32 protein-coding genes and 1 tRNA gene are annotated in these 26,063 nt (G+C 69.9%); 28 read left to right on the forward strand and 5 right to left on the reverse strand.

Features of this window, described 5'->3' with window-relative positions; genetic code table 11:
• The first annotated feature begins 22 nt into the window (after window positions 1–22).
• Window positions 23–421 carry a hypothetical protein gene (locus FE263_RS10535; protein ID WP_138325958.1) on the forward strand — a complete coding sequence of 133 codons (399 nt, stop codon included), beginning with the start codon at window positions 23–25 and terminating at the stop codon, window positions 419–421.
• A 32-nt stretch (window positions 422–453) separates the two neighbouring features.
• Here FE263_RS10535 and FE263_RS10540 read toward each other — a convergent pair whose 3' ends face one another.
• The gene (locus FE263_RS10540) at window positions 454–822 is read right to left on the reverse strand and encodes a hypothetical protein (protein ID WP_138325959.1); all 369 of its coding nucleotides are present in this window, start codon (window positions 820–822) and stop codon (window positions 454–456) included.
• Between the two features lie 142 nt (window positions 823–964).
• Here FE263_RS10540 and FE263_RS10545 point away from each other — a divergent pair, with 142 nt between their 5' ends.
• The 13 genes from FE263_RS10545 (at window position 965) to FE263_RS10605 (ending at window position 13,768) form a co-directional block, all read left to right on the forward strand.
• Complete coding sequence (locus FE263_RS10545) at window positions 965–1,678, forward strand: tetratricopeptide repeat protein (protein ID WP_138325960.1); 714 nt, start codon at window positions 965–967, stop codon at window positions 1,676–1,678.
• A complete protein-coding gene (locus FE263_RS10550; RefSeq protein ID WP_240759359.1) occupies window positions 1,675–3,108 on the forward strand; it encodes an outer membrane protein assembly factor BamB family protein in 1,434 nt (477 codons plus the stop codon). Before FE263_RS10545 ends, FE263_RS10550 begins: the two co-directional genes overlap by 4 nt.
• Complete coding sequence (gene der, locus FE263_RS10555; protein WP_138325961.1) at window positions 3,101–4,528, forward strand: ribosome biogenesis GTPase Der; 1,428 nt, start codon at window positions 3,101–3,103, stop codon at window positions 4,526–4,528. Before FE263_RS10550 ends, der begins: the two co-directional genes overlap by 8 nt.
• A gap of 20 nt (window positions 4,529–4,548) precedes the next feature.
• On the forward strand, window positions 4,549–5,700 hold the full coding sequence (locus tag FE263_RS10560) for an MFS transporter (protein WP_171034038.1): 1,152 nt from the start codon (window positions 4,549–4,551) through the stop codon (window positions 5,698–5,700).
• Between the two features lie 119 nt (window positions 5,701–5,819).
• A complete protein-coding gene (gene ffh, locus FE263_RS10565) occupies window positions 5,820–7,229 on the forward strand; it encodes a signal recognition particle protein (protein WP_138325963.1) in 1,410 nt (469 codons plus the stop codon).
• Window positions 7,230–7,265: 36 nt separating this feature from the next.
• The gene (rpsP, locus tag FE263_RS10570) at window positions 7,266–7,607 is read left to right on the forward strand and encodes a 30S ribosomal protein S16 (RefSeq protein ID WP_138325964.1); all 342 of its coding nucleotides are present in this window, start codon (window positions 7,266–7,268) and stop codon (window positions 7,605–7,607) included.
• 9 nt (window positions 7,608–7,616) lie between these two features.
• Window positions 7,617–8,153, forward strand: a complete 537-nt coding sequence (rimM, locus tag FE263_RS10575; protein ID WP_138325965.1) for a ribosome maturation factor RimM — start codon at window positions 7,617–7,619, stop codon at window positions 8,151–8,153.
• Window positions 8,150–8,887: a tRNA (guanosine(37)-N1)-methyltransferase TrmD gene (trmD, locus tag FE263_RS10580; protein ID WP_138325966.1), complete on the forward strand. Its 738-nt coding sequence runs from the start codon at window positions 8,150–8,152 to the stop codon at window positions 8,885–8,887. The genes rimM and trmD overlap by 4 nt, the downstream gene beginning before the upstream one ends.
• 22 nt (window positions 8,888–8,909) lie before the next feature.
• Window positions 8,910–9,293, forward strand: coding sequence for a 50S ribosomal protein L19 (rplS, locus tag FE263_RS10585; RefSeq protein ID WP_138325967.1), 384 nt, complete (start codon window positions 8,910–8,912; stop codon window positions 9,291–9,293).
• A 78-nt stretch (window positions 9,294–9,371) separates the two neighbouring features.
• A complete protein-coding gene (leuC, locus tag FE263_RS10590) occupies window positions 9,372–10,790 on the forward strand; it encodes a 3-isopropylmalate dehydratase large subunit (RefSeq protein WP_138325968.1) in 1,419 nt (472 codons plus the stop codon).
• A 3-nt stretch (window positions 10,791–10,793) separates the two neighbouring features.
• The gene (leuD, locus tag FE263_RS10595) at window positions 10,794–11,414 is read left to right on the forward strand and encodes a 3-isopropylmalate dehydratase small subunit (RefSeq protein WP_138325969.1); all 621 of its coding nucleotides are present in this window, start codon (window positions 10,794–10,796) and stop codon (window positions 11,412–11,414) included.
• Window positions 11,415–11,428: 14 nt separating this feature from the next.
• Window positions 11,429–12,541: a 3-isopropylmalate dehydrogenase gene (gene leuB / locus FE263_RS10600; RefSeq protein ID WP_138325970.1), complete on the forward strand. Its 1,113-nt coding sequence runs from the start codon at window positions 11,429–11,431 to the stop codon at window positions 12,539–12,541.
• A gap of 30 nt (window positions 12,542–12,571) precedes the next feature.
• Window positions 12,572–13,768 (forward strand): cation:proton antiporter, encoded by a 1,197-nt coding sequence (locus FE263_RS10605; protein ID WP_138325971.1) that lies wholly within the window; start codon window positions 12,572–12,574, stop codon window positions 13,766–13,768.
• Between the two features lie 83 nt (window positions 13,769–13,851).
• On the opposite strand, the gene rpsU is transcribed toward FE263_RS10605, so the two are convergent.
• Window positions 13,852–14,055 carry a 30S ribosomal protein S21 gene (gene rpsU, locus FE263_RS10610; RefSeq protein ID WP_084440514.1) on the reverse strand — a complete coding sequence of 68 codons (204 nt, stop codon included), beginning with the start codon at window positions 14,053–14,055 and terminating at the stop codon, window positions 13,852–13,854.
• A 234-nt stretch (window positions 14,056–14,289) separates the two neighbouring features.
• Here rpsU and def point away from each other — a divergent pair, with 234 nt between their 5' ends.
• Together def and FE263_RS10620 are read left to right on the forward strand one after the other, a co-directional pair.
• The gene (gene def, locus FE263_RS10615) at window positions 14,290–14,844 is read left to right on the forward strand and encodes a peptide deformylase (protein ID WP_138325972.1); all 555 of its coding nucleotides are present in this window, start codon (window positions 14,290–14,292) and stop codon (window positions 14,842–14,844) included.
• Window positions 14,841–15,518 (forward strand): COQ9 family protein, encoded by a 678-nt coding sequence (locus FE263_RS10620; RefSeq protein ID WP_240759371.1) that lies wholly within the window; start codon window positions 14,841–14,843, stop codon window positions 15,516–15,518. Before def ends, FE263_RS10620 begins: the two co-directional genes overlap by 4 nt.
• A gap of 19 nt (window positions 15,519–15,537) precedes the next feature.
• On the opposite strand, the gene FE263_RS10625 is transcribed toward FE263_RS10620, so the two are convergent.
• Entirely contained in the window at window positions 15,538–16,440 is a 903-nt protein-coding gene (locus tag FE263_RS10625; RefSeq protein WP_138325973.1) for a branched-chain amino acid aminotransferase, read from the reverse strand.
• A gap of 91 nt (window positions 16,441–16,531) precedes the next feature.
• Between FE263_RS10625 and FE263_RS10630 the strand changes: the two genes are divergently transcribed.
• From FE263_RS10630 to FE263_RS10640, 3 genes are all read left to right on the forward strand, one after another.
• Window positions 16,532–17,203, forward strand: coding sequence for a MarR family winged helix-turn-helix transcriptional regulator (locus FE263_RS10630; protein ID WP_138325974.1), 672 nt, complete (start codon window positions 16,532–16,534; stop codon window positions 17,201–17,203).
• Window positions 17,200–17,922: a response regulator gene (locus FE263_RS10635; RefSeq protein ID WP_138325975.1), complete on the forward strand. Its 723-nt coding sequence runs from the start codon at window positions 17,200–17,202 to the stop codon at window positions 17,920–17,922. Before FE263_RS10630 ends, FE263_RS10635 begins: the two co-directional genes overlap by 4 nt.
• Window positions 17,923–18,012: 90 nt before the next feature.
• Window positions 18,013–19,353 carry an ATP-binding protein gene (locus FE263_RS10640; RefSeq protein WP_138326303.1) on the forward strand — a complete coding sequence of 447 codons (1,341 nt, stop codon included), beginning with the start codon at window positions 18,013–18,015 and terminating at the stop codon, window positions 19,351–19,353.
• 25 nt (window positions 19,354–19,378) lie between these two features.
• Here the strand turns inward: FE263_RS10640 and FE263_RS10645 are convergent, their stop codons facing one another.
• Window positions 19,379–19,969 carry an outer membrane protein assembly factor BamE gene (locus FE263_RS10645; RefSeq protein ID WP_138325976.1) on the reverse strand — a complete coding sequence of 197 codons (591 nt, stop codon included), beginning with the start codon at window positions 19,967–19,969 and terminating at the stop codon, window positions 19,379–19,381.
• 99 nt (window positions 19,970–20,068) lie between these two features.
• Here FE263_RS10645 and FE263_RS10650 point away from each other — a divergent pair, with 99 nt between their 5' ends.
• From FE263_RS10650 to FE263_RS10685, 8 genes are all read left to right on the forward strand, one after another.
• Window positions 20,069–20,605, forward strand: coding sequence for a ubiquinol-cytochrome C chaperone family protein (locus tag FE263_RS10650; protein ID WP_240759373.1), 537 nt, complete (start codon window positions 20,069–20,071; stop codon window positions 20,603–20,605).
• Between the two features lie 47 nt (window positions 20,606–20,652).
• Window positions 20,653–21,225: a YceD family protein gene (locus tag FE263_RS10655; RefSeq protein WP_138325977.1), complete on the forward strand. Its 573-nt coding sequence runs from the start codon at window positions 20,653–20,655 to the stop codon at window positions 21,223–21,225.
• Window positions 21,226–21,396: 171 nt separating this feature from the next.
• Window positions 21,397–21,600 carry a 50S ribosomal protein L32 gene (rpmF, locus tag FE263_RS10660; RefSeq protein WP_138325978.1) on the forward strand — a complete coding sequence of 68 codons (204 nt, stop codon included), beginning with the start codon at window positions 21,397–21,399 and terminating at the stop codon, window positions 21,598–21,600.
• Between the two features lie 135 nt (window positions 21,601–21,735).
• Complete coding sequence (plsX, locus tag FE263_RS10665; RefSeq protein WP_276611183.1) at window positions 21,736–22,803, forward strand: phosphate acyltransferase PlsX; 1,068 nt, start codon at window positions 21,736–21,738, stop codon at window positions 22,801–22,803.
• Between the two features lie 11 nt (window positions 22,804–22,814).
• Window positions 22,815–23,810 (forward strand): beta-ketoacyl-ACP synthase III, encoded by a 996-nt coding sequence (locus FE263_RS10670; protein WP_138325979.1) that lies wholly within the window; start codon window positions 22,815–22,817, stop codon window positions 23,808–23,810.
• Window positions 23,811–23,843: 33 nt separating this feature from the next.
• Complete coding sequence (locus tag FE263_RS10675; RefSeq protein ID WP_171034039.1) at window positions 23,844–24,206, forward strand: integration host factor subunit alpha; 363 nt, start codon at window positions 23,844–23,846, stop codon at window positions 24,204–24,206.
• Window positions 24,203–24,904, forward strand: coding sequence for a MerR family transcriptional regulator (locus FE263_RS10680; RefSeq protein ID WP_408886183.1), 702 nt, complete (start codon window positions 24,203–24,205; stop codon window positions 24,902–24,904). Before FE263_RS10675 ends, FE263_RS10680 begins: the two co-directional genes overlap by 4 nt.
• Window positions 24,905–25,001: 97 nt before the next feature.
• Window positions 25,002–25,078 (forward strand) — tRNA-Pro (locus FE263_RS10685).
• 53 nt (window positions 25,079–25,131) lie between these two features.
• Here the strand turns inward: FE263_RS10685 and FE263_RS10690 are convergent.
• The gene (locus FE263_RS10690; protein WP_138325981.1) at window positions 25,132–25,323 is read right to left on the reverse strand and encodes a hypothetical protein; all 192 of its coding nucleotides are present in this window, start codon (window positions 25,321–25,323) and stop codon (window positions 25,132–25,134) included.
• 39 nt (window positions 25,324–25,362) lie between these two features.
• Between FE263_RS10690 and FE263_RS10695 the strand changes: the two genes are divergently transcribed.
• Complete coding sequence (locus FE263_RS10695) at window positions 25,363–26,022, forward strand: helix-turn-helix domain-containing protein (protein WP_205880333.1); 660 nt, start codon at window positions 25,363–25,365, stop codon at window positions 26,020–26,022.
• Window positions 26,023–26,063 lie beyond the last annotated feature (41 nt).

The raw sequence follows: 26,063 nt of genomic DNA on the forward strand, positions 1-26,063 counted from the left end.
CGCTGCCGACGAGAGGACCAGGATGGTGACGAGAAGCGGACGAATTTCAAGGTGGTGCGCCGTCGGCCTGCTGCTTCCGCTGGTCGCGATGGCAGACACGGCGCCGTCCCGCGCCGCCGCCGGCTGGACGGCGTCCGGCTGCGGCCGCGAACCGGCGCCGCCCGCGGTCGAGTCTGGATCGGTGTCCCAGTACAATTCCAGCATCGACAAGGTGAGCGCCTACGACAAGGCGGCACGTGCCTACAGCGCCTGCGTGAACCGCCAGGCCGGCAGCGAGCAGACGGCAATCAGCAACGAGGCGCGTGCCCGCATGGACGTGATCAACGCCGGAGCCGCATCCGTGCAGCGGCGCATCGCCGGCAATTTCAGTGCCCTGTCGGCGCAGTTGCACAGCGCGGGGCAGAAGCTGGGCGCGAAGTGAGCAGCGCGTCTCGCCGCCCCTCGCTCGAGTGATCATTGCAGATCGGCCGGCCAGCGGGCGAGGCGGCTGCGGTCCTGCTCTTCGGTGAGCGCCTGCGCGCCGTCATGCGGTCCCTGCGCGACCTGGGGTGGCAGGTTCGTGACCAGCTCCGGATGCGCCCAGCAATCGATGCCGCCGAGGCTGCGGGTGCAGTAGGGCGGCGGCTTTGGCGGTTGCGCCACCGGGACGCAGTAGCTCTGCCCCTGGTCGAGACGGACTACCGAGCAGTCCCTGCCGCTGACCCCGGAATAGATCAGATCGGGGATGCTGCGGTGGAACACCGCGACATCCACGCAGCCGGGCAGGCCGGCCAACAGGCCGAGGCAGGCAAGGTGGCCAGCGATCCGTCTTGCTGCGTTCATGATCGCGCATCATCGCATCGGCAGGTGAAGGAAACGTTTCCGAGGGGCCTGCGGGCGGTTCGGTTGCCCGCCTGTTGCCTCGCCGCTATGGTCCGCCGCGCCGACGCGGGGCGGCTGCGCGGGCAGGGGGAACACGGCGACATTGGCCGACGACATCTTCAAGGAGATAGACGAGGACCTGCGTGCGGAGCGCCTGCGGGCCGCCGGGCGTCGGTATGGCATCGTCGCGGTCGTGGCCGTGCTGGTGATTGCCGCCGCTGTCGGTGTCTGGCAGTTCCAGCTCTGGCGGCAGCGCCAGGCGGCTTCTGCCACCGCATCGGTCTATTTCGCTGCCATGAAGCAGGCCGACAGCAGCCGCTCGCCTGGCGATAGCGCGGCGATGCAGGCGGTGCCGCTGTTCCAGCAGGTGGAGCGCGACGGCCCGGAAGGCTTCCGCACCCTGGCCCGGTTCCGGCAGGCGGCGCTGGTCTGGGATGCCGGCGACCACAAGACCGCCCTCGGCCTGTGGAGCACGATCCACGCCGATGCCGCGGCCGACCCCGACCTGCGCGGCCTCGCCGATCTGCTCTGGGTGCAGCACCAGGTCGATGACGGCGATCCCGCCCTGCTGGAAAGCCATCTCGGCAGCCTGAGCAGGCCCGGCGCTCCCTGGCGGCCGATGGCGCAGGAACTCGACGCCCTGATCGACCTGCGGGCCGGCCATGTCGCCGAGGCAAGGCGCAAGCTGGCCATGCTGAGCGAGGATGGATCGGCCTCGGAAGAGCTGCGCAACCGGGCAGCCGGACTGAACGAGACCCTCGAGGACAACACGCCCCCGGACACATCCGGGGCCACGACGAAGAAGAGCCCGGGATGAAGCACACGGCACGGACTGGCATGGCGAAGGCCGGCCGCGCGAAGGATACGATGCTGGTCAGCCGGCGGCGTGCGCTGCTCGGAGGCGCTGCCCTCGTGCTGGCCGCGCCCGCAGCCGGTTGCGGGCTGTTCGACGAGGACGAGAAGCCGATCATCGTCGGCAGGCGCGAGAACGTCCTGAGCGTCGGCGCCGGGCTGACCGTCGATCCGGCCGATACCGCGGCGATCTCGCTGCCTGCGCCGGTGCCGGTGCCGGCGTGGCCGCAGCCCGGCCGGGTGACGAGCCATGAGAGCGTGAACGCCGCGCTGCCGGGCATGTCGATGTCGGCGACAGGGGTCGCGAACAGCACCGATCCGATCGGCCTGAAGCAGATCTGGTCGGCCAGGATCGGCGTCGGCGCCAACGGAGCCGGCGTGCTCGCAGCACAGCCGATGGTCGATGGCGGCCGGGTGTTCACCATGGACGGCGCCGGCGTGCTGACCGCCTTCTCGCTGCACAGCGGCGAACAGATCTGGCGCACGCCCACCAAGCCCCGGAAGATGCGGTCGTCGAACATCGGCGGCGGCCTGACGGTGGTGGACGGCATCGTCTATGTCGTCGACGGCGTGGCCGAGAGCCTGGCGCTCGACGCGCATGACGGCACCATCAAGTGGCGCGTCGATGTCGGCACGCCGGGACGCTCGGCGCCGACCGTGGTCAACGGCCACATGGTGTTCGGCACCATCGACGAGCGCCTGATCGCCCTCGAGGCCGCCACCGGCCGGCAGCTCTGGACCTACGCGGCGACGCCGTCCGCGACCGTCGTGTTCGGCCAGCCGGCACCGGCGATCGTCGACAACGTGGTGCTGGCCGGGTTCGGCTCCGGCGACATCGTCGCCGTGCGCATCGAGACCGGCGAGGCTGTCTGGAGCGATACGCTGGGCGCCGCCGGTGGCCGCAACTCGGTGATGGATTTCTCTTCCATCCATGGCCTGCCGGTGATTGCCGACGGCACTGCCTACGTCATCAGCCTGGGCCGCGTGCTGGTGGCGCTCGACATGCGCTCCGGGCGCCGGCTCTGGGAGCGCACCGTCAGCGGCAAGGACGGGCTCGTGGTGTCGGGCAACTGGTTGTTCGTGCTGTCGGCCGACCAGCAGTTGGCCTGCCTCGACCGCCTCTCCGGCCATGTCCGCTGGGTCAGCACGCTGCCACGCTTCCGCAAGACCAAGAGCCAGAAGGGCGCCATCGTCTGGAGCGGTCCGCTGCTGGCCAACGGACAGCTGATCTGCGTCAGCGACTTCAACCGCCAGGCGATGGTCAGCGTCGATGCGGTCACCGGCAAGGTCGGGCCGACCGCCAGGCTGGGATCGACCTCCGGCCTGGCCCCGACGGCGTCCGACGGCAAGCTGCTGCTGATCACCGACGATGGCCGACTGACCGCCTATGGCTGAACCCGGACCTCCCGGCGGCGAGGCTGCGGTCCCGTACCTTCCGGTGGTGGTCATCGTCGGCCGCCCGAATGTCGGCAAGTCGACCCTGTTCAACCGGCTGGCCGGGCGTCGGCATGCCCTGGTGGCGGACACGCCCGGGGTGACGCGCGACCGCAAGGACGCGGTGGCCATGCTGCGCGGCCGCAAGGTGCGGCTGATCGACACCGCCGGACTAGAGGAGGCGGCGCCGGAAAGCCTGTATGGCCGCATGCGCGCCTCGTCCGAGATGGCGGTGGCGCACGCCGACCTTGTGCTGTTCTGCATCGATGCCCGCTCCGGCATCACCCCCGCGGACCAGCATTTCGCCAACTGGCTGCGCCGGCAGGGCAGGCCGGTGCTGCTGATCGCCAACAAGACCGAGGGCCGGGCGGGCGCCGCGGCGGCCATGGAGGCTTACAGCCTCGGGCTCGGCAGTCCGCTGTCGATCTCGGCCGAACACGGCGAGGGCATCGCCGACCTGATGGGCGAGATCGCCGACCGGGTGCCGCCGGAGGTGGTGCCGGACGTGGTTGAGGATCTGCCGGAGCCGCAGGACGGCGACGAGGACTACGAGGTGCCGCCGCGTCCGCCGGGGCCGTTGAAGCTCGCGATCATCGGGCGCCCGAATGCAGGCAAGTCCACGCTGCTGAACCGGCTGCTCGGCGAGGAGCGCATGATCACCGGCCCGGAGGCGGGGCTGACCCGCGACAGCGTGGCGGTGCGGTTCGCCGACGAGGTCGGGCCGATCGAACTGGTGGACACGCCGGGCATGCGCAAGAAGGCTCGCGTCGACCTGCCGCTGGAGAAGATGTCGGTATCGGCCTCGATCGAGGCGCTGAAGATGGCCGAGATCGTGGTCCTCACGCTGGATGCGACGCTGGGCGTGCACGAGCAGGACCTGCAGATCGCCCGGCTGATCGAGCGCGAGGGACGCGGCTGCGTGCTGGCGCTCAACAAGTGGGACGCGGTCGAGGACCGCGAGGTGACGCGAAAGGCGATCGCCGACCGCATCGAGTTCTCGCTGTCGCAGATGCGCGGCATCCCGGTGGTGACCTTCTCGGCGCTGACCGGCGCCGGCATCAAGCGGCTGCTGCCGACGATCCGGGCCGCCCACGAGATCTGGAACAAGCGGGTGCCGACCGGCGAGCTCAATCGCTGGTTCGAGTCGGCACTGGAGCGGCACACGCCGCCGCTGGTGGAAGGGCGCCGGCTCAAGCTGCGCTACATCACCCAGGCGAAGGCTCGGCCGCCGACCTTCATCATCTTCGGCACCAGGGCGGAGATGCTGCCGGAGGACTACCAGCGCTACCTGGTGAATGGCCTGCGCGAGCGTTTCAAGATGCCCGGCACGCCGATCCGGCTGCAGCTGCGCGGCACCAAGAACCCGTACGCGGACAACTGAGCCCGCTTCCCGAGAGCGCCGTGCGTCGTGCGCGGCGTGCGGTGTCGGTCACCTTCGCCGCCCACGGGACGCTGTTCGGCACCTGGGCGACACTGATCCCGCTGGTCAAGGAGCGGCTTCGGCTCGAGCCGGGCGTGCTCGGACTGGCCCTCATCTGCGGCGCCGTCGGCGGGGTGATCGCCATGCAGCTGGCACCGCGGCTGATGCGCGGCCTGGGCGCCCCGTTGCTGCAGCGCGCCGCGATGCTGCTGGGCTGCGTGATGCTGCCGATGGCGGTGCTTGCCGGTGGCGCCTGGCAGCTTGGCGGCGCCCTGCTGCTGATGGGAGCCGGCATCGGCACCGTGGACCTGGTGATGAACGCGCAGGCGGTGCAGGTCGAGACGCGCATGCAGCGGCCGGTCATGTCCGGGCTGCATGGGTTGTGGAGCCTCGGAGCGCTGTCCGGAGCGGGGATCGGCGCGCTGCTGCTGACGCTGCTGCCGCCGCCGTGGCAGGCGTTCGTCCTGGCCGGGTCGGCGTTCGCCGCCGTGTTCCTGGTGTCGCGGACGCAGCTGCCGATGCAGGAGGGTGAGCGGTCCAATGCAGACGCCCGGCCCAGGCTGCTGCTGCAGCCGGTGCTGATCCTGACCGGGGCACTGATGGGGCTGGCCTTCGGGGTGGAGGGGGCACTGCTCGACTGGAGCGCGATCTTCCTGCGCGAGTACCATCATGTCCCGAAGGCGGCTGCCGGCCTCGGCTACGCGGCCTTCGCCGGTGCGACGCTCAGCGGAAGGCTCTGCGGCGACTGGCTGCGCTCGCGCCTGGGTGACCGGACCGTGCTCGCCTGTGTCGGCTTTGCGGGCGTCTGCCTGGGGGCTGCGGTGCTGTCGCCGGTGACGTGGCTGACCGTGCTGGGCTTCGCGCTCACCGGGCTGGCACTCTGCAACGCGGCGCCGATCCTGTTCAACGTCGCCGGCCGCATCGGCGCCGATCTCGGCTCGGCCGGCTCCACGCGCGCGGTTGGCGGGGTGACCACGCTTGCCTACGCCGGGGTGATGGCGATGCCGCCGCTGCTCGGCCTGGTGGCGCAGCACAGCTCCCTGACGGTGGCGCTGGGGCTGGTGGCATGCATGGCGGTCGTGCTGGGCGCGAGCGCCTTCATGTTGCCGGCGCGGCTTGCTTCCGGTTCTTGACAGCCGGCACCCCGGCTTCTAAGCCCCGCTCCACCAGACACGTCGCTCCGCGAAGGTTCGCGCAGCGGCGCGTCAACTATTGGCCCTCGTGCCGAGGGCTGAAACCGGGGTAGGGCCGCATGTTCGACAGCCTGTCGGGCAGGATGACCGGAGTGTTCGATCGCCTGCGTACGCGCGGCGCGTTGTCCGAGGCGGATGTCGCCGAGGCGATGCGCGAGGTGCGCCTGGCGATGCTGGACTCCGACGTGGCCCTGCCGGTGGTCAAGGACTTCATCAACCGGGTGCGCGAGCGCGCCATCGGCGCCGAGGTGCTGGAAAGCATCTCGCCCGGACAGGCGGTCGCCAAGATCGTCAACGATGCACTGGTCGAGGCGCTCGGCGGCGCCGGTGCGGTGCCGCTCAACCTCAATGCGGCAGCGCCGATCCCGATCCTGATGGTCGGGCTGCAGGGTTCCGGCAAGACCACCACCGCCGGCAAGCTCGGTCTGCGTCTCGGCGGTCGCGAGCGTCGCCGCGTGCTGCTAGCGAGCCTCGATACCCAGCGTCCGGCGGCGCAGTTGCAGCTCGCGCAGCTCGCCCAGCGGGCAGGGGTGGCTTCGCTGCCGATCGTCGCCGGACAGACGCCGGTGCAGATCGCGCAACGGGCGATGGAGACCGGCCGTCGCGAAGGCTACGACATCGTCATCCTCGACACCGCCGGGCGGCTCTCGATCGACGAGGCGCTGATGGAGGAGGTCCGGCAGATCCGCGCCGTCACCAACCCGGCCGAGACACTGCTGGTGGTCGATGCGATGACCGGCCAGGATGCGGTCAACACCGCGCGCGCCTTCAACGAGGCGGTCGGCGTCACCGGCATCGTGATGACGCGCATGGACGGCGATGCGCGTGGCGGTGCGGCGCTGTCGATGCGCCACATCACCGGGGCGCCGATCAAGCTGACCGGCTCGGGCGAGAAGCTGGACGCACTGGAGGATTTCCATCCCGAGCGCGTGGCGGGACGTATCCTCGGACTGGGCGACCTTGCAGGCCTGGTCGAGAAGGCGTCCGACACGCTTGATGCGGAGGAGAGCGAGAAGCTTGCGCTCAAGATGCTGCGCGGCAAGTTCGATCTTGACGACTATGCAGCGCAGATCAAGCAGATCAACAAGATGGGGTCGATTTCCGGCATCCTCGACATGCTTCCGGGCATGGGACAGATGAAGAGCCAGCTCGCCGGCAAGGATCTCGACACCTCGGTGTTGAAGCGTCACACGGCGATCATCTCGTCGATGACCAAGTCCGAGCGACGCACGCCCGACATCATCAAGGCGAGCCGCAAGAAGCGCATCGCGGCGGGATCGGGGGCCACCGTGCAGGAGGTCAACCGGCTGCTCAAGCAGTTCGACGACATGTCGACGATGATGAAGCGCATCAACAAGCTCGGCGCCAAGGGACTGATGCGCCAGGGCCTGGGGGCGCTGATGCCGAAGGGCATGATGCCGCAGGGTGGACCGGGTGGCGGGCGTGGTCCCGGTCAGCGTCCGCACTGATTTTCGTTTCGTAACAGTTCAAGGAACCAGCAGACTATGAGCCTCAAGATCCGCCTTGCCCGCGCCGGTGCGAAGAAGCGCCCATACTACCACATCGTGATTGCCGACAGCCGCTCGCCGCGCGATGGCCGCTTCATCGAGAAGGTCGGCAGCTACAACCCGATGCTACCCGCCGAGCACGAGGACCGCGTGCGCCTGGTCGGCGAGCGCATCAGCTACTGGCTGTCGGAGGGCGCGCAGGCGACCGATCGCGTCGCGAAGTTCCTGGGCAATGCCGGCCTTGCCGAGAAGCCGGTCTATCGCGAGCAGCCGAAGCAGTCGCTGCCGAAGAAGAAGGCCCAGGAGCGCGCCGCCGCCAACGCCAGCGCCGCGGCATAAACAGGACCGATGAGCGGGCAGCGTATCCTGATGGGCGTGGTGGGACGGCCGCACGGCGTGCGCGGGCTGGTGCATGTGCACAGCTACGCCGCGGTGCCGGCCGACCTTGCGTCCTACGGCACGCTGCATGACGATCGCGGCGGCGGGTGGACGCTGACCTGGCGCGGCCAGGGGATCGGCGAACTGCGCGGCACGGACGGCCAGGTATTGCGTGACCGGGAAGCCGCGCAGGCGCTGGTCAACCGGAAGCTCTATGTCGAGCGCGATCGCCTGCCGGAGCCGGAGCCGGACGAGTTCTACCTCGCCGACCTGATCGGGCTCGCGGTGCACGAGAACGGCGCCGTCATCGGCAACGTGCTTGCGGTGCACGACTATGGAGCCGGGTCGAGCCTGGAGATCGGCGAAGGGAGCCGCAGCCTCGTGCTTCCGTTCACCCGCGCGTGCGTGCCGGAGGTCGACATGGCCGGCGGTCGAGTGGTGATCGTGCGTCCGGAAGAGATCGAGGTCCGCCCGGACGAAGATGACGTCGGCGAGGCGGCGGAATGAACTGGCGCGCTACCGTCCTCACCTTGTTCCCCGAGATGTTTCCCGGCCCGCTCGGCCTGTCGCTTGCGGGGCGTGCACGCGAGCGTGGCGACTGGTCGCTGCAGACGCACAATCTCCGTGAGTACGGTCTGGGCCGTCATCGCGCGGTGGACGACACCCCGTTCGGCGGCGGCGCCGGGCTGGTGATGCGACCGGACGTGGTGGATGCGGCGCTTTCCGGCGTGCTCGGTGCCGGCGACGTGCGACCGGTGATCTACCTGACGCCGCGTGGCCGTCGGCTGACCCAGGCGGATGCGCGGCGGTATGCCGCCGGCGACGGCGTCGTGCTGCTGTGCGGCCGCTACGAAGGCATCGACGAGCGGGTTCTCGAGGCGCACGGCGTCGAGCAGGTCTCGATCGGCGACTACGTGCTGTCCGGCGGCGAGCCGGCGGCGCTGGTACTGCTGGACAGCGTCGTGCGGCTGCTGCCGGGCGTCATGGGCAGCGAGCGGAGCGGCCTCGAGGAAAGCTTCTCGGACGGGCTGCTCGAGTACCCGCATTTCACCAAGCCGGCCGACTGGCAGGGCCGCGCGGTGCCGGAGATCCTGCTGTCCGGCAACCATGCGGCGATCGCTGCCTGGCGCCGCGCGTCGGCCGAGACCGACACCCGTGCGCGCCGGCCCGACCTGTGGGCCGCGTACGCCTCCCGCACTTCAAACAACGCCTTGCCGGGTACGGCCGGGCACCGTAACTGACGCCACGAAAAGGACCCTCCAGATGAACGTGATCCAGCAATACGAGGCGGAGCAGATCGCCCGCCTGACCGCCGCCCGCGCGGTGCCCGAGTTCGATCCCGGCGACACCGTGCGCGTCATGGTGCGCGTGGTCGAAGGCGAGCGCACCCGTCTGCAGGCCTACGAGGGCGTGGTGATCGCGCGCTCCAACAAGGCGCTGGGCAGCAACTTCACCGTGCGCAAGATCTCGTACGGCGAGGGCGTCGAGCGCGTGTTCCCGCTCTATGCGCCGACCATTGCCGAGATCGTGGTGGTGCGTCGCGGCGACGTGCGTCGCGCGAAGCTGTATTACCTGCGCGGCCGTCGCGGCAAGTCGGCCCGCATCGCCGAGCGCGCCCGTGAAATGGTCGCTCCGGCCGCCGGGTAACGCCACACCCTCCCGAGTAGTCAGCAACGGGGTTACGGCACCCTCCGGGGTGCGCCGCCCCCTGGAGGACCTGCCAGCATGTCCGGCCAAGCCACGGCCCCGCGCACCCTGTTCGACAAGATCTGGCAGAGCCACGTCGTCGAGCGGCTCGAGGACGGCACCGCCATCCTCTACATCGACCGCCACCTCGTGCACGAGGTGACCAGCCCGCAGGCCTTCGAGGGGCTGCGGATGAGCGGGCGGCAGGTGCGACGGCCGGACGCTACGATCGCGGTCGCCGACCACAACGTGCCGACCAGCGACCGCAACAAGCCGATCGAGGAGCCGGAGAGCCGGCTGCAGATCGAGACGCTGGAGCGCAACGTCGCCGAGTTCGGGGTGCCGTATTTCCCGCTGCTGTCGGCGCGGCAGGGCATCGTGCACATCGTGGGGCCTGAGCAGGGCATCTCGCTGCCGGGGATGACCATCGTCTGCGGTGACAGCCACACCTCCACCCATGGCGCGCTCGGGGCGCTGGCGTTCGGCATCGGCACATCCGAGGTCGAGCATGTGCTGGCGACGCAGACGCTGCTGCAGAAGCCCGCGAGGAACATGCTGGTCAGGGTCGAGGGCGCGCTTGCTCCCGGTGTCACCGCCAAGGACGTCATGCTGGCGATCATCGGCACCATCGGCACCGCCGGCGGCACCGGGCATGTGATCGAATATGCCGGCTCGGCGATACGCTCGCTCGACATGGCTGGGCGGATGACGATCTGCAACATGTCGATCGAGGCGGGCGCCCGCGCCGGCCTGGTGGCGCCGGACGAGACCACGTTCGCCTATGTCGAGGGCCGGCCGTTCGCCCCGAAAGGCGAGGCGTTCGCGCAGGCGGTGGAATACTGGCGCACGCTGCCGTCCGATTCCGGAGCGCACTACGACCGGGTGGTGGAACTGCGTGCCGGGGACATCTCGCCGCTGGTCACCTGGGGCACCAGTCCCGAGGATGTGGTCGCCATAACGGGCGTCGTTCCCGATCCGGCCAGCGCGCCGGACGAGGCACGGCGGGCGCAGCTGCAGCGCATGCTGGATTACATGGGCCTGTCGGCGGGGCAGCGGATGACCGATGTCGCGGTCGATACCGTCTTCATCGGCTCCTGCACCAACGGCCGCATCGAGGATATGCGCGCCGCCGCCCATGTCGCGTCCGGCCGGAGGGTAGCCCCGGGCGTACGGGCGATGGTGGTGCCGGGGTCGGGCATCGTGAAGCAGCAGGCCGAGGCGGAAGGACTGGACCGCATCTTCCGCGACGCCGGTTTCGAATGGCGCGAGGCGGGCTGCTCGATGTGCCTCGGCATGAACCCGGACAAGCTGACGCCGGGCCAGCGCTGCGCCTCGACCTCGAACCGCAACTTCGAGGGACGGCAGGGCCCGGGCGGCCGCACCCACCTGCTGTCGCCCGCGATGGCCGCCGCCGCCGCGGTCACCGGGCGGCTCACCGACGTCAGGGAGCTCGTCTAGCGAATGCAGCCCTTCACCACGCTGACCGCGGTCGCGGCGCCGCTGCCGGAAGCCAACATCGACACCGACAAGATCATCCCGTCGCGCTTCCTCAAGACCATCAAGCGCTCCGGCCTTGGCGCCAACCTGTTCGATCCGTTGCGCTACCAGGACGGCGTCGAGCGGCCCGACTTCGTGCTCAACCGCGAGCCGTACCGGCATGCCGGCATACTGATCGCGCACGAGAATTTCGGCTGCGGCTCGTCGCGCGAGCATGCACCGTGGGCGCTGCTGGATTTCGGCATACGTTGCGTGATCGCGCCGTCGTTCGCCGACATCTTCCACAGCAACTGCTTCAAGAACGGCATCCTGCCGATCCGGCTGCCGCGCGAGATCTGCGACCAGCTGATGCAAGATGCGACCCAGGGCGCCAACAGCCGGCTGACCATCGATCTGCAGCGCCAGGTGGTGGTGCGGCCGGACGGCCAGGAGATCGGCTTCGAGGTCGATGCGCTGCGCCGGCACCGGTTGCTCGAGGGCCTGGACGATATCGGCCAGACCCTGCAGCATGGCGATGCGATCGACGGCTACGAGCGGGAGCGGAGCGCGAGCCAGTCCTGGATGCCCGCTATCGCAGTCTCCTGACGACTGGAACCGATATGGCCTCGAACAAGAAGCTGCTGGTCCTGCCGGGCGACGGTGTCGGGCCGGAGGTGATGCGCGAAGTCGGCCGGCTGGTCGGCTGGCTGCAGCGTCGGCGCGGCGTGAGCTTCGACATCACCGAGGAGCTGGTCGGCGGCGCCTCCATCGATGCGCACGGGGTGCCGATCCGGCCTCAGGTGGTGCAGGCCGCACGTGACGCCGATGCGGTGCTGTTCGGCGCCGTCGGTGGCCCGCAGTGGGATCATGTCGGCTTCGAGCGACGTCCGGAACTCGCCATCCTGACGCTGCGACGCGAGCTCGGACTGTTCGCCAACCTGCGGCCGGCGGTGGTGCTGGATCCGCTGGTGGATGCCAGCACGCTCAAGGCCGACGTGGTGCGCGGCCTGGACATCATGATCGTGCGCGAGACCGTCGGCGGCATCTATTTCGGCGAGCCGCGCGGAGTCGAGACGCTGCCGGACGGCAGCCGGCGCGGCGTCAACACCGAGGTGTATACGACGCACGAGATCGAGCGTGTCGCGCGCGTCGCGTTCGAGCTGGCACGCCGCCGGAACAACGCGGTGTGTTCGGTCGAGAAGAGCAACGTCATGGAAAGCGGTCTGCTCTGGCGCGAGGTGGTGACCGAGCTGCAGCGCCGCGAGTATCCGGACGTGAAGCTGTCGCACATGCTGGCCGACAACTGCGCCATGCAGCTGGTGCGCAATCCGCGCCAGTTCGACGTCATCGTCACCGGCAACCTGTTCGGCGACCTGCTGTCGGATCTCGCCTCGATGCTGACCGGCAGCCTCGGGATGCTGCCGTCGGCGACGCTGGGCGCGGTCGATGCGTTCGGGCGGCGGCCGGCGCTGTACGAGCCGATCCATGGCAGCGCGCCGGATATCGCCGGACGGGGCCTCGCCAATCCGCTGGCGCAGATCCTCAGCTTCGCGATGCTGCTGCGCTACTCGTTCGAGCTTGAGGGCGAGGCGCTGCTGATCGAGGAGGCCTGCCGGCATGTGCTGGCGAGCGGCCTGCGCACCGCCGACATCATGAGCCCCGGCATGGCGCGTGTCGGCACCTCGGTCATGGGCGAGGCGGTGCAGCGCGAGCTCGAGAAGCTGGACCGCTGAGCGGCATCTAGCGAGATCCGGAGCCGGCCGTTGCACGATCATGCCATCCTCGGCCTGGGCGTCATCCTGCTGGTCGCGTCGCTGGTGGCGATGCTGTCCCGCCTGGCGCACCTGCCATACAGCGTCGGGCTGGTGCTGGCCGGCATCGCGCTGCCGTTCATGCAGACCGGCCTGGATTTCCGGCTCACGCGCGACCTGATCTTCGAGGTGCTGCTCCCGCCGCTGGTGTTCGAGGCGGCGCTGCAGCTGCGCTGGCGCCCGTTCCGGGATGCGCTGCCGGTGACCCTGATGCTGGCCTTCGCAGGCGTGGCCATTGCCACCGCCGTGGTGACCGGCGCCCTGCATCTGCTGCTCGGCTGGAGCTGGATCGCGGCCGGCCTGTTCGGGGTGCTGATCGCGGCGACCGATCCGGTGGCGGTGATCGCCGCCTTCAAGGAGCTGCATGTCGTTCCCCGGCTCGGCATGCTGGTCGAGAGCGAGAGCCTGCTCAACGACGGTGCGGCCGCGGTGGGGTTCGGCATCCTGCTGGCGGTGCAGGGGGGCGATGCGAGCGGCGCCGTCGCGGTCGCCGGCTCGCTGCTTTGGACCGTCCTCGGCGGCGTCGCCGCGGGCGCCGTGGTGGCTGGTGGCGTGCTGCTGCTGGTCGGCCGCACCGACGATCATCTGGTCGAGACCACGCTGACCACGATCGCCGCCTACGGGTCCTTCATACTGGCCGAGCATCTCGGGATGTCCGGCGTGCTCGCGACGGTGACGGCCGGTCTGCTGGTCGGCAACGTCGGCCGGCGTGGCGCCATCTCCGAGGGGACCAGGGGATGGCTGTTCGATTTCTGGGCGTTCGCGGCGTTCCTGGCGAACTCCGTGGTGTTCATCCTGATCGGCGCGCAGGGCGCCAGGCATCCGGCTTCCCTGTTCACCCCGGATGCGCTGATCGCCATCGCCGCGGTGCTGCTTGGCCGGGCACTCGCGGTGTATCCGGTCTGCCTACTGTTCAGCCGCAGCCGGTTGCGGGTCGATGCGAGGCACCAGCATGTGCTGGTCTGGGGCGGATTGCGCGGCGCGCTCGGCCTGGCTTTGGCGCTGGCGCTGCCCGACACCCTGCCGGAGCGCGGTGCGCTGGTGGCGGTCGCGTTTGCCGTAGTGGCGTTCTCGATCTTCGTGCAGGGCATGACGATGCCCTGGCTGATCCGCCGCCTGCGGCTGCGTGAGGCGGATGCGACAGCCTGACCGGTGCACAGGGCTCATGAGAAAGGGCCGGGCTCCCCGACGGGAACCCGGCCCTCCTGTCGATCGGTCCTGGCTAGCGGGCTTTAGAAGCCCTCGCGCTCCAGGCGCTTGCGCTCCATCTTGCGGGCGCGGCGGACAGCCTCGGCGGCCTCGCGGGCCCGGCGCTCGGACGGCTTCTCGTAGTGCCGGCGCAGCTTCATCTCACGGAAAATGCCTTCGCGCTGCATCTTCTTCTTCAGCGCCTTCAGCGCCTGGTCGACATTGTTATCCCGGACGAGAACCTGCACTGCGCCGTAAACTCCTCTGCACGGCCGGTGGTCCGGTCGCGGTCGTGTTGCATCGCCCGCACGTGGCGGGCTGGCTGAGAGGCGCGGGATATAGCACAGGCTTCCGAGGATGCACAAATGCTTCCCAGGATGCCGCAGCGACTCGCGATCCACCCCGGCGGCGTTGCAGGATCCGCAGGCATCGCCAGATTGAGCGACATGCCGGGGCATGCCCGGCACATTACCGGAGACCGCATGGCCCTGCTCAAGATCGCCCGCATGGGGCATCCCGTCCTGCTCGCCCGCGCGGCGGAGGTGTCCGAACCGACCAGCCCGGAGATCGCCCGGCTGATCGACGACATGATCGAGACGATGATCGATGCCAAGGGCGCCGGGCTCGCGGCGCCTCAGGTGCATGTGCCGCTGCGGCTGTTCGTCTACCGGGTGCCGGCCGAGCGCAGCGCCGGTCCGGAGGATCCGCCGCGCGAGACGCAGGCGCTGATCAACCCGGTGATCACCCCGGTCGGCGAGGAGACCGCGCTGGCGGTCGAGGGCTGCCTGTCGATCCCGGGCCTGCGCGGAGCGGTGCCGCGTCCGGCGCGGGTGCATTATGCCGGGGTGGACCGCGAGGGGCGTCCGGTCGAGGGCGAGGCGACCGGCTTCCTTGCGGTCGTGCTGCAGCATGAATACGACCATCTCGACGGCGTGCTGTATCCGATGCGGATGCAGGATTTCACCAGGTTCGCGTTCGAGGACGAGATGCAGCGCTACGGCATCGCGGGCCCGGTGCAGCAGGAGCCGGCACGATGAACCCGCTGCGTATGCTGCCCGGCCTGTTCATGCGTCAGTTGCCCGGGCTGGTCGATGGCGCCTCGCGCGCCGCCGTCACGGAATTTCCCGGGCCGATCGAGCGTAGCGACGATCGCGATGCGGCCCTGCTGCTGGTGGTCCCGCTGGTCGGTGTCCATGGCTGGACCGCGGCTGCGATGCGGCTGGCCGCGGGGCCCGATGCCGACCTGCTGTTTCCGGGGGGTGCCGCGGAGATGGTGGAGGCGCACGCCGATTACGGCGACCGCCGCATGGAGGCGGCGGCCGGCGAGATCGAGGAAACCCGGACCAGCCGGCGGGTGCGGGAGCTGATCCTGCTGCGGCTGCGCCAGTCCGAGGACGAGCGCGATGCCATACGGCGCGGCCTCGCGGTGCTGTCGCTGCCAGGCAACCGGCTCGCCTCCCTGCGGGCGATCGCGCGCACCGTCGACACCATCTGGCACGTCGCCGGAGACGTGTCGGTGGACCAGAGCTGGTACAGCAAGCGTGCGATCCTGGCCGCGGTCTATTCGACGACGTTGCTGTTCTGGCTGCGCGATGCGTCCGGCGGCCCGGCGACCGAGGAATTCCTCGATCGCCGGCTGCAGGGCGTGGCGCGGATCGGCAAGCTGAAGCGCACGCTCAGCCTCGATCGGCTGCGTCCGCAGGCCGTCTGAACATCACGGCCTGAAGATACTAGGCCGCAAGGCGTGCTTCGACATCGGCGGGCGGCATGCGGACCAGCGCCTCGTAGTCGCCGAGCAGCATCTCGGTGACTGGGCCGGGGGCGAAATGCAGGCCGTCGATCTCGCGCACCGGCGTGACCTCGGCGGCCGAGCCGGCCAGGAACACCTCGGAGGCCGCGCGCATCTCGTCGGGCATGATCACCCGCTCGATCACCTGCAGGCCGCGCTTGCGAGCCAGCGCCATCACCGTGCGCCGGGTGATGCCGTCGAGGAAGCAGTCCGGGATCGGCGTGTGCAGCGCGCCGTCCATGGCGAAGAAGATGTTGGCGCCGGTCGCCTCCGACACCTGGCCTCGCCAGTCCAGCATCAGCGCATCGTTGAAGCCGCGCGCCTCGGCGTCGTGCTTCGACATGGTGCCGATCATGTACAGGCCGGCCGCCTTGGCGCGGATCGGCGCGGTCTCCGGGTGCGGGCGCTTCCAGCTTCCCATGCCGAGCCGCACGCCCTTCATGCGGTCGTCGCCGAACAGGTTCGGCCAGGACCAGGCGGCGACCATCAGGTGGATCTTCGTCTGCTGGGCGGAGACCGAAAGCTGCTCGGCGCCACGCCAGGCGAGCGGGCGGACATAGCCATCGGTCAGGCCGTTGACCTCGAGCGCCTGCCGGCAGGCGGCGTCGATCACGTCCATCGAGAACGGGATCTCGAAGCCCAGGATGCGTGCGCTCTCGACCAGCCGCTCGGTATGCTCGCGCAGCTTGAAGATGTGGCCGTTGTAGGAGCGCTCGCCCTCGAAGACGGCGCTGGCGTAGTGCAGGCCGTGCGAGAGGACATGCAGCTTCGCGTCCCGCCAGGGGATCAGCGCGCCGTCCCACCAGATCATTCCGTCGCGGTCGTCGAACGGCACCAGCGCCATCGGTCCTGTCCTTAAACATCATGGGGGAAGAGTGCCTTTTGGACCTAGAAGGCCTCTTCCATTATGTCAATGAAGCTGTCTTAACTCGTGCATGGTGTCCAAGCTGCCTGGCCGCGTCGTACCCCTTCCGGGCGAAGTTGCGCGTGCGTCGCAGCACGGACCGCGGGGCGCGCAGCCGGTCGAGCCCGGCTCGTCGCTGCTGTTCCTGCGCGAGGAGCAGATGCGGCTGGCGCAGGACCTGTTCTTCCTGGCCTATCGTGACCTGACGGCGTCGGCGGATATCGTGCTGGAGGGCCTCGGGCTCGGGCGCGCGCATCACCGCGCGCTGCACTTCATCGGCCGCCGGCCGCAGCTTCCCGTCAGCGAGCTGCTGGCGTTGCTGCGCATCACCAAGCAGAGCCTGGCCCGGGTGCTGGGCGAGCTGGTTGCGCGCGGCTACGTCCGCCAGGATACCGGCACCCGCGACCGGCGGCAGCGGCTGCTCAGCCTCACCGACAGCGGCCGGGCGCTGGAGCGACAACTGTTCGAGCGGCAGCGCGAGCGGATCCTGGATGCCTATCGCGAGGCCGGCGGCCAGGCGGTGGAGGGCTTCCGGCGGGTGATGCATGCCATGATGGATGAACAGACCCGCGCACAGCTCGACCCGCGCTTCCTCGAGGGTGGCGCACCGGGATCGAACTCGCCGTCGCGTCCGCCGCTGCGCCCCGGCGTCCAGGCGGTTACGCCGTTGCGGGCGGATGCCCCGGGGGCAAGGCGGAAATGAGTCTCTACACCTCGCCGCCGCCCGGCGCGCCGGACGCGCATGTGCTGGTGGTCGATGACGATGCACGCCTGCGCAAGCTGCTGCAGCGCTATCTCTCCACCCAGGGATTCCGGATCAGCGTCGCTTCCGGGGCCACCGAGGCGCGGCAGATCCTCGGCTTCATGCAGCCGGACGCCATGGTGCTCGACGTGACCATGCCTGGCGAGACCGGGCTCGACCTGACCCGGGCGCTGCGCCTGGTCGGGCAGAACCTGCCGATCCTGCTGCTGACCGCGCGCGGCGAGCCGGAGGACCGCATCGCCGGACTGGAGAGCGGCGCCGACGACTACCTCGGCAAGCCGTTCGAGCCGCGCGAACTGCTGCTGCGGCTGCGAGCGCTGCTGCGCCGGGTCGGACCGCCGCAGCCGACGGACAACCAGCGCCCGGTCGAGCTCGGCGACCTGGTGTTCGACCCGGTGCGCAGCCTGCTGAGCGGGCCGGATGGCAACGTCTATCTTACCGGCGGGGAGAGCGCCCTGCTGGCGGTGCTGGCACGCCGGCCGGGCGAGGTGCTGTCGCGCGAGGCGATCGCCCGCACCCTGGAAATGGACGAGGCGGGCGAGCGCGCCATCGACGTGCAGGTGACCCGCCTGCGCCGCCGCATCGAACCTGACCCGCGCGAGCCACGCTACCTGCACACCGTCCGCGGCCGCGGCTACGTGCTGAAGCCGGGATCGTGAGCCGCGCCGGCAATGGCGGCGCCTGACGAGACCGCGGTCCGGGCTTCGCCGGGACCTGCGAGGCAGCGGGTCGGGCGCCGCTGGACCAGCATGCTGGAGCGGCCGATGCGGCGGGTGCTGCCGCGCTCGCTGCTCGGACGGTCGCTGCTGATCGTGCTGATCCCGCTGGTGGTGACGCAGGGGGTGTCGCTGCAGCTGTTCTATGGCAGCCATCTCGACATCGTCTCGCGCCGGCTGTCCGCCGGTGTCGCCGGAGAGGTCGCCCAGACCCTGCTGCTGCTGGACCGCTACCGCCGCCCGGCCGACCAGGCCTGGATCATGGCGACCGCCAGCGACCAGTTCCTGCTCGCGATGCGCTTCCGGCCGGATGCGACCCTCGACCACGCCAGGCGCGCCAACCTGTTCGGCCCGATGGATGACGAGCTGGCGGCGGCGCTGCAGGGCATCAGGCGGCCCTTCACCATGGACTGGCATACCGACCCGCACGTGGTGAAGATCCATGTGCAGCTCGAGGGCGGGGTGCTCGACATCGACGCGCCGCGCAAGCGGCTCGATGTCGGACCGATCTACCTGTTCGTGGCCTGGAACGCCGGCAGCGCCCTGCTGCTGTTCATGGTGGCGGCCCTGTTCATGCGCAACCAGGTGCGGGCGATCCGCCGGCTGGCGCGTGCCGCCGAGGCGTTCGGCATGGGCCGGGAGCAGGGCACCATCCGTCCGGAGGGCGCACAGGAGGTCCGCAAGGCGGCGTCGGCTTTCAACCGCATGCAGGAGCGCATCCTGCGCTTCGTGACGCAACGCACCGCGATGCTGGCCGGCGTCTCGCACGACCTGCGCACGCCGCTGACCCGGCTGCGGCTGTCGCTCGCGATGGTGCCGCAGCACGGCGCCCTGAACGCGGAGGAGCTGGCGCCCGAGATCAGCGAGATGATCGCCGATGTCGAGGAGATGGAGCGGATGATCGAGGGCTATCTCGGCTTCGCCCGCGGCGAGGGCAGCGAGCAGGCGCGCCCGGTCGACCTGCCGCTGCTGCTCGACGAGGTGGCGCTGTCGGCGAGCCGTGCCGGGGCCGACTTCGTGCGCGTGCTGAGCACGCCGATGCCGGAGCTGATGCTCAGGAAGGACGCGATCCGTCGCGTGCTGGCAAACCTGCTCGACAATGCGCGCCGCCATGGCGGCCGCATCTCGCTGGTGGCGATGCTCGAGGAGCGGGCGGTGCAGATCGTGGTCGACGATGACGGGCCGGGCATTTCGCCGGACCGGCGCGAGAGCGTGTTCCGGCCGTTCGAGAGCGGCGCCACCGGCGGGACCGGTCTGGGGCTGACGATCGCGCGCGACATCGTACGCGCGCATGGCGGCGAGCTGTCGCTGGAGACTTCGCCGATGGGCGGGCTGCGCGCCCGGATCAGGCTGCCCCTGCAGGCGGCGGCCTGAGGCTGCAGCAGGCCTGCCTCCTGTTCTAGGAACCGCCGCCGACGGTGTTGCCGGTGCCGCCATGGCCGTAGCCGTTGTTGGAGTTGCCGAGGCCGCTGCTGCCCAGGCCACCCCCGCCCATCGCACCGAGCGGGTTGTAGCGGCCCACGTTGCCGATCAGCTGCTGCATGAACGAGGTCTGGCTACCCGGTGTCGGCGTCTTGCCTGCCGCCATCGCGATGTCGCGCCCGTCGGCCCTGTCGAGGAGCCGCCGGCTGCGCAGGGTGCCGCCGGCATCGAAGGCCAGCACCACCACTTCCTGCTTCTCGACGCGTGGCCGCGCCATCGGCACCGGGGCGGTGACCTCGCCGATATAGATCCAGGTGTTGTCGTCGAAGGTGGCGTGCGAGGTCGGCGAGCCGATCAGGTTGGTGACGTCGGCCTTGGTCGTGGTGCCGGGGACCAGCTTGTCGTAGTCGACAGCTTCTATGCTGATGCCGCGATCGGTCGGCAAAGGCGAGAACAGCCCGCACCCGGCGAGCGCGACGGCCAGCAGGGGCAGGCAGGCGGCGGGACCGATCGCACGGCGGCTGGCCGAAGCTCGCGCCGCCCGGACTTGATTGGAGATCGGCCGCATGGCGATGTCGTCGTCCTGTGCTTGAAGCTGCTGTCCGGTGCCCGATCGTCCGGATGGTGTCAATGGATGCGGCCGTGTCGGCGGGAAGGGACAGATCTCATGTGGGGCATGCTGGCGCGCCGGGCTTCCCGGCAGCAAGGCGAGGAGGCCGGCCGGCTGCTCTATCTGCAGGCGGTGGCGGCTGCGCGCAAGCCGCACTTCTATCGCGCGGGCGGTGTGCCGGACACCCTGGACGGGCGCTTCGACATGATCTGCCTGATGGCCGCCCTGCTGGTGCGCCGGCTGCGTCGGACGGCGCCGGCTCTGGCGCAGTCGGTGTTCGATGCGATGTTCCGCGACATGGATGCGAGCCTGCGTGAGCTCGGCGTCGGCGATCTCGGGGTGCCGCGCCGGGTCGGGGCGATGTGGCAGGCCTTCAACGGCCGCTGCCATGCCTACGAGGCGGCGCTGCAGGTGGAGGACAGGCAGCTCTTGTCCGACTGCCTGGCGCGCAACATATGGCGCGGGTCGCCGCCGGATGAAGCGACGGTCGGCCGGCTGGCGCGTGAGGCGATCGCGCTGGACCGGGCGCTGGCGCAGCAGTCCGATGCCGAACTGATCGCCGGCCGGGTGTTGCTCGAAGCCGGCCCGGCCTGAGTACGGCCCAACCTGTCTGCAGGCCCGTCCTGTTCGCGGAGAGAACCATGACCCGCCCAGAATTTTCCCGCCGGGTCCCGTTGCAGCGGATCGGCGCGCATGGGCTGGAGCAGGACGTGCAGGCCAATGCGGCCGAACTTCAGGCGCTGGCGGCGCGGCTGCAGATCCCGGCGGTCACCTCGCTGCGATGCCGTTTCACGCTCGGAGCGCCGTCCCGCGGGGCGGTCGAGGCCGAGGGCGAGCTGCGCGCCGAGGTGACGCAGGTCTGCGTGGTCACGCTGGAGCCGTTCGAGGCGGTGGTGCAGGAGCGCTTCCGGCTGCACTTCGTGCCGGAAGGCGCCGAGAATGACGATCCCGATCCGGACGCGCCGGACGAGGTTCCCTACCGGGACGATGCCATCGATCTCGGCGAGACGGCGACGGAGCAGCTTGCCTTGGGTCTCGACCCTTATCCGCGCCGGCCCGGCCTGCCCGCCGATGCGCTGCCGGGGTTGCTGGGTATCGAGGGCGATGACGAGGTTGTTGACCCGATCGAGGAGAGCGCCCTGCCGGATCGCCCGCACCCGTTCGCCATCCTGGCCGCCCGGGCCAAGGGCGGTGGCGGTGGGGGCAATGCCTGAGACGGGCGCCGTCGCGATCGCCGCCGGGAGGGCTCTCCGCCCTGCAGGGCACGTGCTTGCGGAGGCAGGCGCCGTCTGCTAGAGCCCGCGCCTCATCTTTGGACGGCCGGCGATCGTACATGCGTCTGCCGCGCCGTCCTGTTTAATCATGTTTTGGAGGGGATCACCCCCATGGCTGTTCCGAAGAGAAAGACCTCGCCCTCTCGCGCCGGCATGCGCCGGAGTCATGAGGCGCTGCGTGTCGAGGCCCATGCGGAATGCAGCAGCTGCGGCGAGCTGAAGCGCCCGCATCACGTCTGTGGCCATTGCGGCCACTATGACGGACGTGAGGTCGTCCAGGCCGGCAAGGCCCTGAAAGGCACCATTCGGATCTGACCGGAGGCAGGGTTGTCGGGCGCCGCATCCTCGGGTGAAGCCGGCCCGGGGCCTGCCGCCAACTCCGATGCAGCCGGGTCCGGTGTGCCGGGTTCCGATGCGCGGTCCCTTGCCGTTTCCGGGGACCCGGGCGTGATCTTGCAGGCGAGCAGCGTCCAGGCCGGTCCGGGACCATTCAACCTCGCCGTGGACGGCATGGGCGGCGACGGCGCCCCGGACATCGTGATCAAGGGCCTGGCGATCACCGCCGAGCGCCACCCGAAAGCCCGCATCCTGCTCATCGGCGACGAGACCGTGCTGGGACCGATGCTGGCACGCTCCAAGCGCGCGGCATCGATCTGCACGCTTCGCCACGCCGGCAGCGCCATCAGCATGGATGCCAAGCCGACGCTGGCGCTGCGGGTGCGCAACTCGTCGATGCGCCTGGCCATGGATGCGGTGGCGACCGGCGAGGCCCAGGGCGTGGTCTCGGCCGGCAACAGCGGCGCCATGCTGGCGCTTGCCAAGGTTGTGGTGAAGACAATGCCGGGCATCGACCGGCCGGCGCTGGCGGCGCTCAGCCCGTCCGCCCGGGGCGACGTGGTGATGCTCGATCTCGGCGCCAACGTGGTCTGCGACTGGCGCAACCTGGTCGAGTTCGCCGTCATGGGCGAGGCGTTCGCGCGTACCGTTCTCGGCCTGCCGGCGCCGACCATCGGGCTGCTCAATGTCGGCGCCGAGCAGATGAAGGGCGACGACCGGGTCCAGAAGGCAGCCGACGTGCTGCGCGGCAGCAAGCTCGCCGCGCAGTTCCGCGGCTTCGTCGAAGGGCACGACATCACCGCCGGCACCACCGATGTCGTGGTGACCGACGGCTTCACCGGCAACATCGCGCTCAAGACCGGCGAGGGGGCGCTGCGCCTGGTGGGCGAGATGCTCAAGCAGGTCTTCAGCTCGAGCGCAGTCTCCAAGCTCGGCTACATCCTGGCGCGGCCTGGCCTGGAGCGCATGCGCGAGTGGCTCAATCCCGCACGCTACAACGGCGCCGTGCTGGTCGGGTTGAACGGCGTGGTGGTGAAGTCGCATGGCGGCGCCGACGCGGAGGGCTTCGCGCATGCCGTCGACGTCGCGATGGACATGGTCACGCACGGGTTCAACGAGCGCATCCGCACCGGCCTGCAGCAGTTCGAACTGCAGGCGGCGCCGATCGCCGCGGCCGAGTAGGGCAGCAGGCGATGATCGGGCAATCGCGCCGCGACAACAGCCGGGACCTGCCGGGGGTGCATCTGGTCGGCGCCGGCGGCTATCTGCCCGAGCAGGTCGTCACCAACAGCGACCTCGCGTTGCGCGTCGAGACCTCGGACGAGTGGATCCGCGAGCGCACCGGCATCTGCCAGCGGCACCTCGCGGCACCGCACGAGACCGCCGCCTACATGGGCACCCGCGCGGCGCAGGCGGCCCTCGACGATGCCGGGCTGCAGGCCGCCGACGTGGATGCGATCATCCTGGCGACCAGCACCCCGGACCAGGCCTTCCCGGCTACCGCGGCCCGGGTGCAGGCAGCGCTCGGCGTCCCCGGGGGCTTTGCCTTCGATCTGGCGGCGGCGTGCTCGGGCTTCATCTATGCGATGGCAAGCGCGGACGCCTTCATCCGCAACGGCCAGGCGCGCACCGTGCTGGTGATCGGCAGCGAGGTCTATTCGCGCATCCTCGACTGGAGCGACCGCAGCACCTGCGTGTTGTTCGGCGACGGCGCCGGGGCGGTCGTGCTGCGTGCCGGCGAACCCGGCACGCGCGGCATCCTCTCGACCCACCTGCACGCGGACGGCGGCTTCGGCGACCTGCTCTACGTCGACGGCGCGGTCGGACGGCCGGATCGCCCGGGCACGCTGCGCATGCAGGGGCGCGAGGTGTTCCGGCATGCGGTCGCCAAGCTCTCGGCCTCGGTCGACGAGGCGCTGGCGGCGAACGGGCTGGCTCATGCCGACGTGGACTGGCTGGTGCCGCACCAGGCCAACAAGCGCATCATCGATGCGATGGGACGCAAGCTGGGCCTGCCGCCGGAACGGGTCATCGTTACCGTGGACCGGCATGCCAACACGTCGGCGGCGTCGATTCCCCTGGCACTGGCGGAGGCGATGCGGGATGGCCGCATCCGCCGCGGCGACCTCGTGCTGATGGAAGCGCTGGGCGGCGGCATGACCTGGGGTTCGGCGCTGGTCCGCATGTGACCGGCCGTGGCCGGTGGCGCATCCATCGGCAGGATGTTTCGTTCAATTGACGTGAGTTGCGTGGTTGCCTACGCTTCGAACATGAACACCGTGACACGTGCGCATCTGGCCGAGCACATCTACACGCAGGTGGGACTGTCCCGGAATGAATCGGCCGACCTCCTGGAGAGTGTCCTCGAGCGGCTCGCGGTCGCCCTGCAGGCTGGAGATTCCGTCAAGATCAGTGGTTTCGGGACCTTCTCGGTGCGCCAGAAGGGACGTCGGATCGGCCGCAACCCGAAGACCGGCGTCGAGGTGCCGATCCTGCCTCGCTCGGTGCTGGTGTTCCGCCCGAGCCAGGTGCTGAAGGCACGGGTGAACGGCCAGGAACCCGGCATCGAGGATGACGCCGGATGAGCCGTCCGGGCGACCCGCTGTCGGACGAGCCGACCTTCGGGGATCGCCCCGACTGGCCCGACGAGTCCTCCGGGGCAATTTCCGGGACAACAGCCGAGGCGGGCCTGTTCGACCTCGACGCCGGGGCACCGGCAAGTGGCGACAGTCATAACGACGCCGGCGGCGGACGGCTGAAGAAGTCGGCGACCGCGTTCAGGACGATCAGCGAAGTTGCCGACGAACTGCACGTGCCGCAGCATGTGCTGCGATTCTGGGAGACGCGGTTTCCCCAGGTCAAGCCGCTGAAGCGGGGCGGTGGAAGGCGCTACTACCGCCCGGACGATGTCGGGCTGCTGCGCCGCATCGCCGACCTGCTGTACATCCAGGGCTACACCATCAAGGGCGTGCAGCGGCTGCTGCGCGATGGCGACGGCACCCTGCAGGGCGATCTGCCGCCGCCCGAGGTTGCCGACCAGGACGGCGACGAGCCGGTGGGCGTGGTCCAGGAACAGCGCCCTGCCGCACCGCTGCGTGCGCGGCCCGAGAGCGCCGGAACGGCCGCCACGTCGATGTCGCCGGCGTCGCCCGCGCCACGGGTCGCGAGCGCGGTGTCCCTGGCAGGGCCGGGCAGCCTCGCGGGCGAGATCGGCAGGCTGCGCGCGGCGCTCGGCATGGTGCTGGCGGAACTCGAGAGCCTGCGCCGGCAACTGCCGGTCTGAGCGGTCCCGGCCTGTCGGGTTCCGGTGCCGGGTTGTCGGCCCACTGCCGTTGCAGTAGCTGCCCGGCGCTGCTACATCGACGCGACCGCAGGAATGGCGGGCAGTAGCGCAGCCTGGTAGCGCATCAGTCTGGGGGACTGGGGGTCGTGGGTTCGAATCCCGCCTGCCCGACCAAATTCCTGTCGTCTCCTACCCTCGCCATCGCATACGATCCTGAGGCAAGCCCGTCAGGCCTGCCGACGCTGATGCGCGGCATTCTCGCGAAGCGGCTGCCTGCGGACGCCGCAGCAGCGTTCCTGCGCAGGCGCAAGCGTATCGTGCGACACCGACCGTGCCTCGAAGGCCAGCGGAGGATTGCTGGCGATCGCGACAGGCTGGCCGAACAGTGGAGACTTGCCATGCAGGGGCTCGCGCGACATCCGATCGACCTCCCGCACGAAGTCTGTTCCGGTTGCGCAGTGCGCAGCATCAGCCTGTGTGCCGCCCTCGAGACGGAAGAGCTGAAACTCCTCGATGCGATCAGCGCCCAAGTGCATTTCGGTGAGAAGCAGACCATCGCACGGCAGGACGATCCTGCCGGCTGGGTCTTCAACATCACCGGCGGGATGGTCAGGCTGTACCGGCTGCTTGCGGACGGACGCCGGCAGATCATCGGTTTCCTGCTGCCCGGGGATTTCCTGGGGCTAGCGTTGTCCGAGCGCCACGCCTTCTGCGCCGATGCCGTGGACCCGGTGACCGCCTGCCGGTTCTCGCGCACGGATTTCTCGTGCCTGGTCGGCTCCAAGCCGCGGCTGCTGCAACGCCTGCATGAGGTTGCCATGCACGAACTGGCCCTGGCCCAGGATCACATCGTGCTCCTCGGCCGCCAGACTGCCGGGGAGCGGGTGGCTGCGTTCCTGGTGCAGTTGCGCGACCGGCGCAGCCGCCACGGTGCTGCCGGCCACCTGCACCTGCCATTGCCGATGACGCGCGCGGATATCGCGGACTATCTCGGGCTGACGCTGGAGACCGTCAGCCGGACGATCTCCCGGCTGGCGCGCGAAAACCTCCTGCTGGTGGTGCCGGGTGGAGTGCGTCTGCTTGATCCGGATGCGATCGAGGCGCTGTCACTCGCCTGAGGCGGCGGTTCTGATCACGTCGCCGGCGGTCATCCCGGCAA

The organism is Lichenicoccus roseus (assembly GCF_005844085.1).
Classification (GTDB): domain Bacteria; phylum Pseudomonadota; class Alphaproteobacteria; order Acetobacterales; family Acetobacteraceae; genus Lichenicoccus; species Lichenicoccus roseus.

Coding starts and splice junctions, on each gene's coding strand:
- FE263_RS10535 (WP_138325958.1), top strand. CDS start 23: ATGGTGACGAGAAGCGGACGAATTTCAAGGTGGTGCGCCGTCGGCCTG.
- FE263_RS10540 (WP_138325959.1), bottom strand. CDS start 822: ATGAACGCAGCAAGACGGATCGCTGGCCACCTTGCCTGCCTCGGCCTG.
- FE263_RS10550 (WP_240759359.1), top strand. CDS start 1,675: ATGAAGCACACGGCACGGACTGGCATGGCGAAGGCCGGCCGCGCGAAG.
- der (WP_138325961.1), top strand. CDS start 3,101: ATGGCTGAACCCGGACCTCCCGGCGGCGAGGCTGCGGTCCCGTACCTT.
- ffh (WP_138325963.1), top strand. CDS start 5,820: ATGTTCGACAGCCTGTCGGGCAGGATGACCGGAGTGTTCGATCGCCTG.
- rpsP (WP_138325964.1), top strand. CDS start 7,266: ATGAGCCTCAAGATCCGCCTTGCCCGCGCCGGTGCGAAGAAGCGCCCA.
- rimM (WP_138325965.1), top strand. CDS start 7,617: ATGAGCGGGCAGCGTATCCTGATGGGCGTGGTGGGACGGCCGCACGGC.
- trmD (WP_138325966.1), top strand. CDS start 8,150: ATGAACTGGCGCGCTACCGTCCTCACCTTGTTCCCCGAGATGTTTCCC.
- rplS (WP_138325967.1), top strand. CDS start 8,910: ATGAACGTGATCCAGCAATACGAGGCGGAGCAGATCGCCCGCCTGACC.
- leuC (WP_138325968.1), top strand. CDS start 9,372: ATGTCCGGCCAAGCCACGGCCCCGCGCACCCTGTTCGACAAGATCTGG.
- leuD (WP_138325969.1), top strand. CDS start 10,794: ATGCAGCCCTTCACCACGCTGACCGCGGTCGCGGCGCCGCTGCCGGAA.
- leuB (WP_138325970.1), top strand. CDS start 11,429: ATGGCCTCGAACAAGAAGCTGCTGGTCCTGCCGGGCGACGGTGTCGGG.
- def (WP_138325972.1), top strand. CDS start 14,290: ATGGCCCTGCTCAAGATCGCCCGCATGGGGCATCCCGTCCTGCTCGCC.
- FE263_RS10620 (WP_240759371.1), top strand. CDS start 14,841: ATGAACCCGCTGCGTATGCTGCCCGGCCTGTTCATGCGTCAGTTGCCC.
- FE263_RS10625 (WP_138325973.1), bottom strand. CDS start 16,440: ATGGCGCTGGTGCCGTTCGACGACCGCGACGGAATGATCTGGTGGGAC.
- FE263_RS10630 (WP_138325974.1), top strand. CDS start 16,532: ATGGTGTCCAAGCTGCCTGGCCGCGTCGTACCCCTTCCGGGCGAAGTT.
- FE263_RS10635 (WP_138325975.1), top strand. CDS start 17,200: ATGAGTCTCTACACCTCGCCGCCGCCCGGCGCGCCGGACGCGCATGTG.
- FE263_RS10640 (WP_138326303.1), top strand. CDS start 18,013: ATGCTGGAGCGGCCGATGCGGCGGGTGCTGCCGCGCTCGCTGCTCGGA.
- FE263_RS10645 (WP_138325976.1), bottom strand. CDS start 19,969: ATGCGGCCGATCTCCAATCAAGTCCGGGCGGCGCGAGCTTCGGCCAGC.
- FE263_RS10650 (WP_240759373.1), top strand. CDS start 20,069: ATGTGGGGCATGCTGGCGCGCCGGGCTTCCCGGCAGCAAGGCGAGGAG.
- FE263_RS10655 (WP_138325977.1), top strand. CDS start 20,653: ATGACCCGCCCAGAATTTTCCCGCCGGGTCCCGTTGCAGCGGATCGGC.
- rpmF (WP_138325978.1), top strand. CDS start 21,397: ATGGCTGTTCCGAAGAGAAAGACCTCGCCCTCTCGCGCCGGCATGCGC.
- FE263_RS10670 (WP_138325979.1), top strand. CDS start 22,815: ATGATCGGGCAATCGCGCCGCGACAACAGCCGGGACCTGCCGGGGGTG.
- FE263_RS10675 (WP_171034039.1), top strand. CDS start 23,844: ATGTTTCGTTCAATTGACGTGAGTTGCGTGGTTGCCTACGCTTCGAAC.
- FE263_RS10680 (WP_408886183.1), top strand. CDS start 24,203: ATGAGCCGTCCGGGCGACCCGCTGTCGGACGAGCCGACCTTCGGGGAT.
- FE263_RS10690 (WP_138325981.1), bottom strand. CDS start 25,323: ATGTCGCGCGAGCCCCTGCATGGCAAGTCTCCACTGTTCGGCCAGCCT.